This window comes from Carboxydocella thermautotrophica, from assembly GCA_003054495.1.
Lineage (GTDB): Bacteria > Bacillota.
Window position 1 is genome coordinate 767,999 of the sequence record CP028514.1, and the last position, 13,674, is coordinate 781,672.

12 protein-coding genes and 1 riboswitch are annotated in these 13,674 nt (G+C 41.6%); of the genes, 11 read left to right on the plus strand and 1 reads right to left on the minus strand.

Annotated features, from left to right (window positions below; all coding sequences use genetic code 11):
• Positions 1–70 precede the first annotated feature (70 nt).
• A riboswitch (cyclic di-GMP riboswitch) is annotated at positions 71–160 on the minus strand.
• Between the two features lie 133 nt (positions 161–293).
• The gene (locus CTH_RS03755; RefSeq protein WP_078664215.1) at positions 294–1,355 is read left to right on the plus strand and encodes a S8 family peptidase; all 1,062 of its coding nucleotides are present in this window, start codon (positions 294–296) and stop codon (positions 1,353–1,355) included.
• A gap of 9 nt (positions 1,356–1,364) precedes the next feature.
• Here CTH_RS03755 and CTH_RS03760 read toward each other — a convergent pair whose 3' ends face one another.
• Positions 1,365–2,372 carry a hypothetical protein gene (locus tag CTH_RS03760; RefSeq protein ID WP_107753112.1) on the minus strand — a complete coding sequence of 336 codons (1,008 nt, stop codon included), beginning with the start codon at positions 2,370–2,372 and terminating at the stop codon, positions 1,365–1,367.
• Positions 2,373–2,604: 232 nt separating this feature from the next.
• On the opposite strand from CTH_RS03760, the gene CTH_RS03765 reads away from it, so the two are divergent.
• The 10 genes from CTH_RS03765 (at position 2,605) to galU (ending at position 13,622) form a co-directional block, all read left to right on the plus strand.
• The gene (locus CTH_RS03765) at positions 2,605–3,279 is read left to right on the plus strand and encodes a YveK family protein (RefSeq protein ID WP_242946588.1); all 675 of its coding nucleotides are present in this window, start codon (positions 2,605–2,607) and stop codon (positions 3,277–3,279) included.
• Positions 3,280–3,292: 13 nt separating this feature from the next.
• Positions 3,293–3,973, plus strand: coding sequence for a CpsD/CapB family tyrosine-protein kinase (locus CTH_RS03770; protein WP_079906298.1), 681 nt, complete (start codon positions 3,293–3,295; stop codon positions 3,971–3,973).
• Between the two features lie 25 nt (positions 3,974–3,998).
• Entirely contained in the window at positions 3,999–5,363 is a 1,365-nt protein-coding gene (locus tag CTH_RS03775) for a sugar transferase (RefSeq protein WP_107753114.1), read from the plus strand.
• 197 nt (positions 5,364–5,560) lie between these two features.
• Positions 5,561–6,895, plus strand: coding sequence for a hypothetical protein (locus CTH_RS03780; protein ID WP_107753116.1), 1,335 nt, complete (start codon positions 5,561–5,563; stop codon positions 6,893–6,895).
• The gene (locus CTH_RS03785; protein WP_159073813.1) at positions 6,861–8,003 is read left to right on the plus strand and encodes a glycosyltransferase; all 1,143 of its coding nucleotides are present in this window, start codon (positions 6,861–6,863) and stop codon (positions 8,001–8,003) included. The genes CTH_RS03780 and CTH_RS03785 overlap by 35 nt, the downstream gene beginning before the upstream one ends.
• A 934-nt stretch (positions 8,004–8,937) precedes the next feature.
• Entirely contained in the window at positions 8,938–10,026 is a 1,089-nt protein-coding gene (locus CTH_RS03790) for a glycosyltransferase family 4 protein (protein ID WP_107753120.1), read from the plus strand.
• The gene (locus CTH_RS03795) at positions 10,019–11,248 is read left to right on the plus strand and encodes a glycosyltransferase family 4 protein (protein WP_107753122.1); all 1,230 of its coding nucleotides are present in this window, start codon (positions 10,019–10,021) and stop codon (positions 11,246–11,248) included. The genes CTH_RS03790 and CTH_RS03795 overlap by 8 nt, the downstream gene beginning before the upstream one ends.
• 9 nt (positions 11,249–11,257) lie before the next feature.
• Positions 11,258–12,244 carry a UDP-glucose 4-epimerase GalE gene (gene galE, locus CTH_RS03800; protein ID WP_107753124.1) on the plus strand — a complete coding sequence of 329 codons (987 nt, stop codon included), beginning with the start codon at positions 11,258–11,260 and terminating at the stop codon, positions 12,242–12,244.
• A gap of 27 nt (positions 12,245–12,271) precedes the next feature.
• Positions 12,272–12,703: a VanZ family protein gene (locus CTH_RS03805; protein WP_159073814.1), complete on the plus strand. Its 432-nt coding sequence runs from the start codon at positions 12,272–12,274 to the stop codon at positions 12,701–12,703.
• Positions 12,704–12,740: 37 nt separating this feature from the next.
• Entirely contained in the window at positions 12,741–13,622 is an 882-nt protein-coding gene (gene galU / locus CTH_RS03810; protein ID WP_078664201.1) for a UTP--glucose-1-phosphate uridylyltransferase GalU, read from the plus strand.
• The last annotated feature ends 52 nt before the right edge of the window (positions 13,623–13,674 follow it).

The window sequence follows — 13,674 nt, forward strand, 5'->3', positions numbered from 1 at the left end:
AGAAACAGCCTGCTTTCCACTGGAAAGCAGGCTGCTCAAAATGGCTATAGATGCCATTACCCTTTGCCATATGAGCAGCCTGGCAATCATAGTTCCCAACGGGAACCTTAGACCCATGGCTTTGCGCCCCAGGCTTTCGCCTGGTTTGCCCGTTGTCTTCTGTTCTTACCCAATATATTCGGGGTTAAATGGAAAAATCCTGCCTCTAGCAAGAAGTTCTAATTTAATAGAAAAATCGCCAATTTAACGACAGCGGAATATAATGCAACAAAAAGACAGAGGAGGCAAACCGGATGGAAGGCAAGAAGCGTTATATTCTCAAACTGGAAGAACGTTACTGGCGACGGCGGCGTGAAGGCTTACTGCGCTCTCTTTCCGGCAAGATAGTCCGCAGTTTTGAAACTATGCCTTATCTGGTAATTGAACTGAACCAGACTGAAGTTGAGCAGATACGGAACCTGCGCGGGGTAATGGAAGTTTTTGAAGATGAACAGGCCACCACCCAGGAACAGCAAATACCCTGGGGGGTGGCGGTGCTGGCAGGCCCGCAGGTGGCGAGCCAGCTGGGGGTCAATGGTTCAGGAGTAAGGGTAGGGGTGCTGGATACAGGAATTGATTTACAGCATCCTGATTTGAAGGTGGCCGGAGGGATTGCGCTGACAGGGGACAGCTTCCAGGATGATAATGGTCATGGCACCCATGTGGCCGGAATAATAGCGGCTCAGGACAATAGCCAAGGGGTAGTCGGGATTGCCCCGGGGGTCGAGTTGTTTGCCATCAAGGCCCTGAACAGTGCGGGGAGCGGCTGGTACAGTGATATAGCGGCTGGTCTGGAGTGGGCGATCAAAAACCGGCTGGATATAGTCAACCTGAGCCTGGGAGGAAAACAGAACAATCCCCTTTTGCGGTATGCGGTGAAAAGAGCAGCCAGAGCGGGAATCCTGCTAATGGCTGCGGCGGGCAATGCTGGGAACGAAGAAGGAAAAGGGGATACCGTTCTCTATCCGGCCAGGTATCCGGAAGTGATGGCCGTAGGAGCGATTGACCGTCAGTGGCAACGGGCTCCCTTTTCCAGCACTGGCCCGGCCCTGGATCTGGTAGCGCCGGGGGTGGAGATTCTCAGTACTATACCGGGGGGAGATTATAAGGTGATGAGCGGAACATCGATGGCCAGTCCCCATATCACCGGGCTGGCAGCCTTATTGAAATCCGCCTATCCCAGGCTGAAAGCGAAAGAGATCAGGCAACGGCTGACAGCTGGTGCAATTGATCTGGGCAGTAAAGGATGGGACAGCTGGTATGGCTATGGGCTGCCCACTGGCATCCAGGTTCTGGGCAAAAGAAAACCCCGCTAAGCGGGGTTTTCAGTTTGCGGCCAGCAATCTTTGCAGACCGGCCAGGGTGTCACTGACCAGCAGGGCCAGGGGTTTGCTGAGGGTCTGGATTTGCTGCTGGGGTGGTAAAGTGGTCAGGGGTTTTTGCAGTAATAGTTTTTGCTCTGCTTCTGGCAAGCGATAGAATTCGTAGAGGAAGCGGGCAGCCAGCTCATTGCGATTCCAGCCCACCAGTTTGTTGACGATGATCACAGTCAGTTGCTCTCGACCGGTATCAGGGGTGAGGTCCGGCAAAAGGGCCTGGATTTGCGCATCAGGAACGGTTTTGAGTTGAGCTAGCACCATCTGATCCAGCTGGGCCCGGCTCAGCTGCTTGGCCTGGCTGGCCAGGGCCAGAGCCACCGTTTCCGCACCGGTAGTACCGGGTTGCCGGGCCTGCAGCTGGGCGACAGGAGCGACCGGTTTCTGGTTAACCGGGGCGGGAGCCGGCGGGGCTGGTGTGGCTTTTTTGGCAGCCGCCTCTTTGATTTGTTCCTCCAGCTCCTGCCATTGCTCCACACTGAGCAGGCCCTTGTCCACAAATTGCAGTAACTGGGCCTGAGACAAGCCTCCCTGCTGATAGAGGGGCAGTAAATCCGAGGTAGTAAGCCGGCCCTGGGTTAAGAGCAACTGAAAGGTATCGAAGTTTTCCCCGTTGATTTTCCCTCTGGCTACAGCCTGCAATTCTCGCATGCGCTGCCGGGCCTGTCGGGTCTGTTCTGCCAGGGTTATTACTTCAGGATGGTCGACAGTGCTGGCCGCCTGGGCTGAGGCCAGAGCGGGCCCGCGAAAGTTTTTGTAGTAGTTGAGCCAGTGGGGATCGGTGGACCATTCGCTTTTATACTGGTACCAGTATACTGCGGTTGACAACCAAAAGCAGGCGGTAAGCCCCAGAGAAATCAGGGTTGGGCGGATTTTGCGCCTTTCCAGTAAGAGCAGGCTGAGGATGAAAGCTATTAATGATAGGACAACCAGAGTCAAGAAAATATATAAGGACAACAGTCTCACCCCGATTTATGTTTATATATTCAAATTTTAACATAAAGCGAAGATATTATATGTCGAAATATGATAGAGAAAAGAAGGAAAACTGAAAAATTTTCGACAAAAAACGAGAAAATTTGTCGATAAAAAAATAGAATTGCATACACAATTCGACATAAAATCAGGGGGGATTTAGTTATAATAAAAAATGATAAAAATGATTTTAAATAAACGAGGAGGCATGACAGTGCAGCTGGAAGAGGAAATTGACCTGCGCGAGCTGGGGCAAATACTGTGGAAACACAAATTGCTTTTAATCGTAATCCCTCTGATTGCGGTAATAACCAGCGGGATTCTCAGTTTTTTTGTGTTGCCACCGGTATATGAGGCATCAGCGACCTTACTGGTTAATAAAGGTGGCCAGAAATTGATTCGGGATGACTATACCAGCTTGCTAGCTGCCAAGGAGCTGGTGAAAACCTATAACGAAATTGTGAAAAGCCGCACAGTGGCGGAAAAAGTGGCCCAGAATCTGGGCGGGGAACTGAAACCGGAAGAAATCCAGGAGATGCTGAAAGTTAGTTTGCTGAAGGATACCATCATGCTGACCATCAGTGCCGAGGATACCAACCAGGAACGGGTGGCTCATCTGGTGAATACTGTCGCCTATGTTTTTGCCGATCAGATCAAGGATATGATGGCGGTAGACAATGTGAAGGTGGTTGACCCGGCGGTACGGCCGGAAAAACCCATCAAGCCGAAAAAGGCGCTGAATATGGCTATGGCTCTGGTACTGGGGTTAATGGTAGCTGCGGGCTTGATCTTCTTGCTGGAATTCCTGGATGACAGTCTCAAGACACCGGAAGATGTAGAAAAATATCTGGAAATCCCAGTGCTGGGCATCATTCCCCGCCGGGATTAAGGGAGGGCAGATGATGGAACGGCTAATCGTGGACAAGGAACCGAAATCCCCCGTAGCGGAAGCATACCGGCGGCTGCGGACCAATATCCAGTATGCCAATGTGGCCCATGAACTGAAAACAATACTGTTTACCAGCGCTGGCCCGGGTGAGGGGAAGTCTTCGGTAGCGGCCAATTATGCCGCCCTGGTGGCCCAGCAGAAAAAGGAAGTAATCCTGGTGGATTGTGATTTGCGCAGGCCCAGTTTGCACAGGATCTTTGACTTAAAAAACAGCCGGGGATTGACCAATGTCATGACCCATGATTTTGAACTAAAGGATGTTCTGCAGACTACCAGTGTGCCCGGGTTGAGGGTACTGACTTCTGGCCCGATTCCCCCCAATCCGGTAGAATTGCTGTCAGCAGAAGAAATGGAAAGTATACTGAGAAAGTTAAAAGAGATGGCAGATCTGGTGGTCATCGATACGCCGCCCATCCAGGCTGTAACGGATGCTCTGGTGCTGGCACCGAAGGTAGATGGGGTGGTGCTGGTGTTGATGGCAGCAGCGGTGAGCAGACAGCAGGCCCGACTGGCCAAAGAAGGGATTCAGCGGGTCGGGGGACGACTGCTGGGGGCTGTGTTGAATGGGGTGGAAATGAAGAAGGGTAGTTATTATTACTATAATTATCATTATAGCTATGGGGTGAGCGAATAGAAAACAGGAAGGAGAGGGGAAGAGAGTGGGGATTATCCGCAAAAGAGAACTTATCCGGGAGCTGATCTGGCTGGCCCAGGTACCGGTAGTCGGTGCAGCTGTGTTGACAGCGGCTATATTTCGTTTTGGCTGGATCGGGGCTATACCTGTCAATGATCGCTTGTTTTCCTTTTCAGCTGCTGTATTGTGGCTGCTGGCCGTCAAACTGGCGGAAGATAACCGTTTGATCTGGCAGGAACCGGGAAAGCAAATGATGCGCTTGCTCAAAACCTGGCTGGCATATATTTTTGCCTTGCTGGTGTTACTGGTAGGGATTAAGCTGGATATCAGCCGGGTGTTTCTGGGGGTATTTTCACTCTCGTTGCTATTATATAGCCTGCTTGCGCGTTTTGGTCTGCTCTGGTATGCCCGGCAGAGTCAAAAAGAGGACAGGGTGCGCGTTTTGCTGGTGGGCAGTGGCGAAATGGCCAATTATGCCGTGCGGCATATAGAAGAGAAAACGGGACAAGATGTGCAGATTATTGGAATCCTGGGAGAAGCGCAGCTTCCCGGCATCCGCTGGCTGGGCACCGTCAATGAACTGGGGCGGGTGCTGCATGAGGAAGTGGTGGATGAAATCCTGATCGCCATGCCGCTCAAGGATTATGAGGAATGGAAGTGGGTTATTGACCGGGGGGAAGAAGAAGGCAAAACGGTGCATTTGCTGGCAAACCTGGGTGAAAAACGGCTGATCAGAGGGCAGGCCGGTGAACTGGCGGATTTACCGGTGATTTCCTATATGCCGTCAAAGCAGAACATCTGGCAGAGGATGGCCAAAAGAGCTTTTGATGTGGTCTTTTCCTCCCTGGTGCTGATTGGTGGAGCGCCGGTTTTCTTGCTGATTGCTATCCTGATTAAGCTGGATTCCAAAGGCCCGGTCTTTTTCATTCAGCCCCGGGTCGGCCTGAATGGCCGGATCTTCAAGATGATCAAGTTCCGCACCATGGTGCCGGATGCGGAAGCCCGGCTGAAAGAAGTGGCCCATCTCAATGAAATGGACGGGCCGGTGTTCAAAATCACCAATGATCCGCGAATTACCAGGGTGGGCAAGTTTTTGCGCAAGACAAGCCTGGATGAGTTACCGCAGTTTATCAACGTGCTGCTGGGAGATATGAGTGTGGTAGGACCGAGGCCGGCGCTGCCCCGGGAAGTGGCCCAGTATGATAGCCGCTATCGCAGGAGGCTGTCGGTGAAGCCAGGGATTACCTGTATCTGGCAGGTGTCGGGGCGAAATGATGTGAGTTTTGAAGAGTGGATGGGAATGGATATGGAGTATATAGATCGGGCCAGTTTGTGGCTGGATCTGGCGCTGGTGGTAAAGACGGTATTTAAAATGGCTGAGGGGAAGTAACGTTTCACAAAAATATAATACTTAATTTATTCTAAATCTTAAATAGTTTGTTTTCTTTTTAGCTACACACATATTGATATTTAAGAGCTTGGTTATGATCTTTGTTATTTTTATAACAAATCAACACATGCTTCAACTTGTTTGGCTGTATGGATTGCGTCAAGACATTTTTCATACTTATATAATGGAGAGTAGCTATGCTATACTTTATTATTGGAATTATTTCTATTATATTTTTTAGTGTCACTCTTAAAAGTATTAGAAAAGGTGCAAAGTTGTTTCTTTTATTGGTATTAATTATTCCATATTTTAAATTAGGTCATAGCTATTTTAATATGGAATATATTTATATAATATTTTTATTTATTGTATTGCTAATAAAAAGATTTTTTTCAAAAAAAGCAATAGTTTGGCCCAAGGTCGCCAATTATTACCTTATGTTTGTAATGTATATTTTTTTTAATACTATTATTAATATAAACCATTATAGTGAAATTACTACTATATTTAAAAATTTTTTCTTTTATGTTAAACCTCTAATACTGATGTTCATCTTTTCAAATATACAGTTAAACCACAGAGATGTAAGAAATCTTCTTGATTCTTTTGTATATTTATCTATTATTTTTTTAATATTTGAGATAGGGCAAATTAATAATAATGAGTTTATTACTAACATTACTTTAGAGTATTATAGCTCTCCTTCAAGGCTTTCTATCCAAAATTTAATAGAATTTTATGGCGGTATTATACGAGGTGTTTCGGTTTTTGAACACCCTGCTTATGCATCAATATATTTTCTCTTATCGTTATGTATATCTATATATAGGTTATTATCCGGTATCCATGGCTTTAGATTTATAGCATGGCTTGTTCTTGTTTTTATAAATATAGTTGGTGGTTATTTAACAGCAAGTGCTACTTTTATTAGTGGGATTATATTATTACTTTTGTTTTTATCATCATACTTATTATATAAGCGTAGATTTATTAGTTTAATTAAAATTTATTTTTGTGTGTTGATACTCATATATTTAATTTCCCTAAATTGTAATTATTTATCTAATGGTGATGTAATCAAATACCAAATTGACAGGGTATATAATTTAGAAATATTTAATACTCGATTTAATTCTCAAAATGGATTCTTACTTGAAACAATAAGTCAAATAAAAAATAATTTTATTTTTGGGTTAGGAATTTTGAATTTTAATAATGTTTTTATTGGAGATTCTATGTGGGTGATAATTTTTTATTATGGAGGATTAGTTGGATTTATTATTTTTTCTACTTTCTTGATTCAAGTTATTCATAATTTTATTAAATTACAATATGATTTACTTATTTTAGTTTTATGGGTGTATGTTTTTGTTATAACAGGCTTTGGTATACCTAGTTTTTTTACTCCGAGAATACAAGATTGGTTTTGGGCTTTTGTTAGTATAATGTGTGTAAAGAGATATTCAATCTATTTAGGAATTGGGAGAGGATATTATCGTGAGAAAATTGAAAGTTTTGCACATTTTACCTAAACTTGGGTTTGGCGGAGCGGAGCGATTGGTTTTAGATTTAGTTAGATTTAAAAAAAATGTAGATACTGGATTATGTATTTTATATAATAATATTAATCCTTTTTTTGAACAGGAATTAATCAGCATTAATACAAGATATTGGTATCTTAATAAAAAAAGAGGCTTTGATGTTTCTATGTTTAATAAAATTTTAACAATAATTAATGATTTTGATCCAGATATTGTTCATACACATTTATATGTTCTAAGATATGCACTTGTTCCATCAATTTTAGCAAAAGTACCAGTAATAATACATACTGTTCATAATGACCCTTATTATGAGGTCGATAAAGTAGGGAAAATTATTCACTATTTAGGATTTAAAAAACAAAATTTAATTCCAGTAAGTATTTCAAATTTAATTTGTGACAAGTTAAAAAAATTTTATCAGGTAGAATATTCTCCTGTAATTTATAATGGTGTAGATACTGAAAACTTTAATATGAGGTTAAATGACTCAACTAAAATTGATTTTAAAAAATATTTTGGAATACCAATCGATAAAAAAATTATTTTACACATTGGTAGGTTTGCTAGACAAAAAAATCATATACTTCTCGTAAATGCATATATGATGATAAAAGAAAAGTTAAATGATACTATTCTCGTTCTTGTTGGTGATGGACCAGAAAGAGCAAAAATAGAGAGTTATGTAAAAGACAAAGATTTGCAAAAAAATGTTTTTTTTCTAGGTGAAATATCAAATGTTAATTCCTTATACCAAATAGCTGATGTTTTTGTCTTATCCTCTGATTGGGAAGGGTTTCCATTAGTGTTATTGGAAGCGATGTCAGCAGGGTTACCCATTGTTTCGACAAACGTAGGAGGAATATCAGAAATTATAGAAGATAAGGTTACTGGGTTTTTAGTAGAACCAAGAGATACTTATGGACTTGCGTCAAAAATTATTGAAATCTTAAAAAATCAACAATTGGCATATAAGATAAAAAATAACTTAGAAAAAAGGGCTAAAGAATTTGATATTAGAAAAACCGTGGAGAATTACGAAAAATTATATTTAGAAATGCTTAAAAAATTTAAAACTAATCCTGAATTAGTGAATTAGTCATAAATATCTTTTTAAATGTGCTATGTAAACATTTTAAGCCATTAAATTATCGTTTGCTGTTTAAAATTGGCACCTTGAAAAAGATAATAAAATCGACTCTGTTTTTTGGGTTTAGCAAGAATTTAATATTGTCAAGGCTATGATTTTGGAATCCAATCTTATCAAAGCAGCTGGTCGAAAATTATAAGTGCATAGCGGATGCTTTTTTCAAGAAGTTCATCCGTGCTTTTTTGACTGTGATCCTTTCCTTCGCGAAGCTCTGTATTGACACAATAACCTTCCTAGCCAAGATAGGCAAAAGATAGGAACATAACCATCATGGACTTATATGTCCGTGAAAGACCATACTTTTTGGTACTGAATTATCGAATTGGGAAATATCGATATCCAAGAGGAACCAATTCACGTTTACTGAGGTTGATTTCAGCGCCAGCAATTTTAATCACACGGGGGGATTCATCTAGAATAATAGCGTTTTACAGTCTCCTGCCATATCCAAACGTTGCGTAATGTTGGTTAACCTTGTTGATATTTAAACTAAATAAGAAGTCAACTCATCTTTACGAATAACTTCGATATAATCAAAATCATTTTTGCCCCTGGCATAAAAGACCAATATATGCTATTGCTCAATCACTATTACAAATCTTGAGGTTATCATTTTTTGTAAAGAAATTTTTAAAGACGATTAATAAACCTAGTTTGCAGCAATAGTAAGCCGACTAATGCCATGCCGGAGTGGGTAGTTAAAAGTTTATTTGTGTGTCTAGCTGGAATCTCACGAGGCACAACGAGGTAAAATCTAATTTAAACAAAATTATGTTGTCATATCTTATTATTCTTGCCAATTCTACCTTGAGAACGAATTATACATCACAGATTCAGATTGGGTTAATTTTATTTAAAGTGGTATGGGAAGTGTTTTGCAGTTATGAAGAATAAAATTTTATTAATTAGTCCATTGCCTCCTCCAATAGGAGGGATTAGTATCTGGACTCAGAATATTTTAAATTCAAAAATTAAAGATTTATTTATTCATATTAACACTTCTAATGGTATCAATGCTAATTTAATACAAAAAATATATAAATTATATAAATATATTTTTGATTTCTTGCAAAAAATTAATAAAGTTTACATTGTCCATATTAACACGTCTTCTTTTTTATCGTTTTATCAAAAATCAATTTTTGTATTGTTATCAAAAATTTTTAAAAAGAAAGTGATTCTACATATACATAGTGGCAATTTTTTGGACTTTTACAATAATGCTAATCTTTTATTCAAAATTTATATAAAAAAAATTTTGTTGATTAGCGATAGGGTTGCAGTATTATCTAACCAATGGGAAAAGCGTTTTAAAAGTATAGATTCAGAAATTAAAACAGTAGTATTGCCTAATTGGGTTGAAATGCCAAAAGAGGATTTTATGAGAAATTATAATAGTAGATGTGAACATACTAGAATAATTTTATATCTTGGTTCTATCATTGAAAATAAGGGAATACACGATTTAATAAAAGCAATTTTTTTAATTAATAACAATTTAATAAATTTTAAAGTTTTAATAGCAGGAGCGGGGAAAGCTGAGTATGTTAGTAAATGCAAAAAAATGGTAACAAATATGGGGTTAGTAGATAAGGTTCATTTTATCAATGAAGTTTCTGGTAACGAGAAATATTTGTTACTACGTAATGCTAGTATTTTTGTTTTGCCTTCATATTATGAAGGAATGCCTTTAGCTATGTTAGAAGCTATGTCATTTGGACTACCAATAATTGCAACAAAAGTAGGATCAATTCCTGAAGTTATTGAAGAAGAGGTAAATGGTTTTTTATTTGAGGAAGGCGATGCAGAAAAACTAGCTCAAAAAATTCTATATATATTAAATAATTATAAATTAGCTGAACAAATCGGAAAAAACAATATTGAAAAAATAAGCAAATATTTTTCTGATGAGGTTGTATTAAGAAAATTTGAAGAACTTTATTACAGTTTACAGGGGGGGAATTATGAGTAAAAATGTAATATTCATAAGTACAAATTTTTCACCAGAAACGTGTCCGGGTGCAAAAAGAATAAAATTTTTTGCTGAAGAAATTAATAAAAAGAATAATGTAATAATAATTACGTTACTACCCAATTACCCACAAGGTGAAATATATAAAAATTATAGAACGACAAAAGTTATTACAAAATATTTAGAAAATAATATGACAGTATATAGAATTTACCCTCTAATAGTACCTAAAAATAGAATATTTCTTAGAGTTTTAGCAGAATTATATTTTGCTTTTATAAGTTTTTTATTAATATTATCATTTAGTAAAGTTGATTTGGTTGTCACTACAACACCATCTATGTTCCTAGGACCTACAGGTTTTGTTGCTAGTAAGCTTAAAAGAGCATTTTTCATTTGGGATATTAGAGATTTAATTTGGTTGTATGCGGCAGATATAATAAAAAAAAGATTTACTGCGAAGCTAATTGAAAAATTGATAATTAAAATTGCTCATCGTGCTAATGGAATTATTACTACTACAGATTCTCAAAAAGAATATTTTATTGATAACGGTTGTTCACATAATAAAATACTAGTAATACCAAACGGTGTAGATGATGATTTTTATAGCTTTTTTTGTAACCAAATTCAGATAGATGATACATTTATGCCTCAAGAATATAAGGTGGTTTATTCAGGACTTATTGGTTATCCGCAGGATTTATCTGTATTAGTGGAAACAGCAAAACTTATGCAAAATGATAAAAGAATAAAATTTATTATTGCAGGCCAAGGTGTAGAATATAAAAAAATTAAAAATTTAATACTTTCCAACCAATTAAGAAATATAGAATTACTTGGTTACTTAGATCAAGAAAAGATTAAAAAATTATACAGGGATGCTCATATACTATTTGCGCACCTCAGGGATGACCAATCGCTGCGAACAGCCCAACCGTCAAAAATCTGGGAATATATGGCTGTTGGTAAACCGATAATTTTTGCTGGTGAAGGTGAAAGTAAAAAAGTGTTAAACGAAGTAAGATGCGGAATTGTAGTACCTCCAAATAAACCTGAACAAATTGTTAAAGCTATTTATGAGATTATAGAAAATTATCCACAATATTATTTAGAGTTTAAATCAAAAGCTCATAAATATATCTCAAAAAATCGTCTTAATAGTATTTTGGCTAAAAAATTTGAAAACTATGTCATGAATAAAATAGGTTTAAAAGATTAGGAGGCCGAAATGAACATCCTTGTCACCGGCGGCGCCGGCTACATCGGTAGCCACACCGTATACTACCTGCTCCAGCAGGGCTATCAGCCCATCGTGCTGGACAACCTCAGCACCGGCCATCGCCAGGCTGTACCATCTACCGTCCCCTTTTACCATGGCGACATTGCCGACTCTGCCCTGGTCACCTTCATCATCGACCGGCACCAGATCAGCGGCGTCATCCATTTCGCCGCTAGCAGCCTGGTGGGAGAATCCATGGCCAACCCGGCCAAATACTTTGAAAACAACGTCGTCAAAACCATCCTCTTCCTCAACACCCTGCTCAAAACCGGAGTCAAGCACCTGGTTTTTAGTTCCACGGCAGCCGTCTACGGCGAGCCGCGGCAACTGCCCATTCGGGAAGAGGATCTCACAGAACCTACCAATGTCTACGGTCAGACCAAGCTCATGCTGGAACAGGTCATGGCTCAATATGCCAGGACCTATGATTTTCACTATGCTGCTTTACGCTATTTCAATGCCTGTGGTGCCCTGCCTGATGGCTCCATCGGCGAGGATCATCAGCCGGAAACCCACCTGATCCCTTTGATCCTGCAGGTGGCTAATGGCAGGCGGGATCACATTACCATCTATGGCCAGGATTATCCTACCCCTGATGGCACCTGCATTCGGGACTATATTCACGTCCTCGACCTGGCTGAAGCCCATTTGCTGGCCTTGCAATACCTCTGGAATGGGGGAGAATCCGGGCCTTTTAATCTGGGCAATGGCCAGGGTTTCTCCGTTCAGGAGGTCATCAGCGTCGCCCGCCAGGTGACCGGTCATCCTTTGCCGGTACAGATCGGTCCCCGGCGGCCGGGAGATCCGGCCCGGCTGGTGGCAGCAGCGGAAAAAGCCAGGCAGGTACTGAGCTGGCAACCTCGCTACCCTGATCTGGCGGCCATGGTGGCATCAGCCTGGGCCTGGCATCGCCAGCATCCTGATGGATTTAAGTAGAACTTTTCATTAAGAAAGGAAATGGGAATGTTTGGACGGGGAAAATTGGTCTGGCTGGTACTGGGTTTTGGCTGGCTTCTTCTCATCTTCTGGTTTTCCAGTCAGCCCTTTGCCCTGCAGAGGGCTCTTTATTCTTCCTCCTTGCGGCATTTTCTTGCCCTGCTACCGGCACAGCTTACCTTCGTTGAAGCCGAATATCTTTTACGCAAGTTTGCCCATGTAGTTGAATATACTATCTTTGGTTTTATTCTCTTACGGGTGCTGGGCCGCTGGTGGCCAGCTCTGCTTTTCCTGCCTTTGATTGCTCTATTCGATGAACTCAACCAGCGCCAGATCAGTGGCCGCCATGGCCGCTGGCAGGATGTGCTGCTGGACTTGAGCATTTTTTATCTTTTGGCTATATTTAATTATTGTAGAGCAAAATTCAGGCAGGAAAAAACAAAATCTAACAGAAGATAAAAAATAATACTGTGTTTTACAGGGGGGAGTGAAGAGGATGAAAGTGCGTAAAGCGATTATTCCAGCGGCAGGTTTGGGAACCAGGTTTTTGCCTGCTACCAAGGCCCAGCCCAAGGAGATGCTGCCTCTGGTGGATAAGCCCACCATTCAGTATGTGGTGGAGGAGGCGGTGGCTTCCGGGATCAAGGACATTATCATTGTCACCGGCCGGGGCAAACGGGCCATTGAGGACCATTTTGACCGCTCCATTGAGCTGGAGACTTTCCTGGAGGAAAAAGGTAAACTCGATTTGCTGAAAGAAGTGCGTTCCATCTCCGATATGGTGGATGTTCACTATGTTCGGCAAAAGGAGGCCAAAGGTCTGGGCCATGCCGTCTGGTGCGCCCGCCGCTTTATCGGCAATGAGCCCTTTGCTGTCATGCTGGGCGATGATATTGTGGTCGGGGAACCGCCCTGTCTGGCCCAGCTGCTGGAGGTCTATTACCAGACCGGGGAACCGGTGGTAGGAGTGCAACCGGTGCCTCTGGCTGATACCCGGAAATATGGCATTGTGGATGTGGAGCATACCGGTGGTAACTGCTTGCCGGTTCGGGACCTGGTGGAAAAACCTGACCCGGAGGTAGCTCCTTCCCGGCTGGCCATCATGGGCCGCTATGTCCTGACTCCGGATATTTTCCCTATCCTGGAGGCCCAGGAAACAGGGGTAGGGGGCGAAATCCAGCTCACTGATGCCCTGCGCAAATTGAACCAGAAACGGCGCATTCATGCCTGCATTTTCACTGGCAAACGCTATGATGTTGGGGATAAGCTGGGCTATATTCAGGCTACGGTGGAACTGGCCTTGCGCCGCGAGGATTTGCGGGAACAGGTGGAAAAGTATCTGGAAGAACTGGTGGAGAAGAAAAAGGTGCTGTTGTAGCCTCAATTTGAGGCTATTTTTTCTGCAATTTTTGCTTGGATTTCCTGGATGT

Coding starts and splice junctions, on each gene's coding strand:
- CTH_RS03795 (WP_107753122.1), top strand. CDS start 10,019: ATGAGTAAAAATGTAATATTCATAAGTACAAATTTTTCACCAGAAACG.
- galE (WP_107753124.1), top strand. CDS start 11,258: ATGAACATCCTTGTCACCGGCGGCGCCGGCTACATCGGTAGCCACACC.
- CTH_RS03790 (WP_107753120.1), top strand. CDS start 8,938: ATGAAGAATAAAATTTTATTAATTAGTCCATTGCCTCCTCCAATAGGA.
- CTH_RS03805 (WP_159073814.1), top strand. CDS start 12,272: ATGTTTGGACGGGGAAAATTGGTCTGGCTGGTACTGGGTTTTGGCTGG.
- CTH_RS03770 (WP_079906298.1), top strand. CDS start 3,293: ATGGAACGGCTAATCGTGGACAAGGAACCGAAATCCCCCGTAGCGGAA.
- galU (WP_078664201.1), top strand. CDS start 12,741: ATGAAAGTGCGTAAAGCGATTATTCCAGCGGCAGGTTTGGGAACCAGG.
- CTH_RS03780 (WP_107753116.1), top strand. CDS start 5,561: ATGCTATACTTTATTATTGGAATTATTTCTATTATATTTTTTAGTGTC.
- CTH_RS03755 (WP_078664215.1), top strand. CDS start 294: ATGGAAGGCAAGAAGCGTTATATTCTCAAACTGGAAGAACGTTACTGG.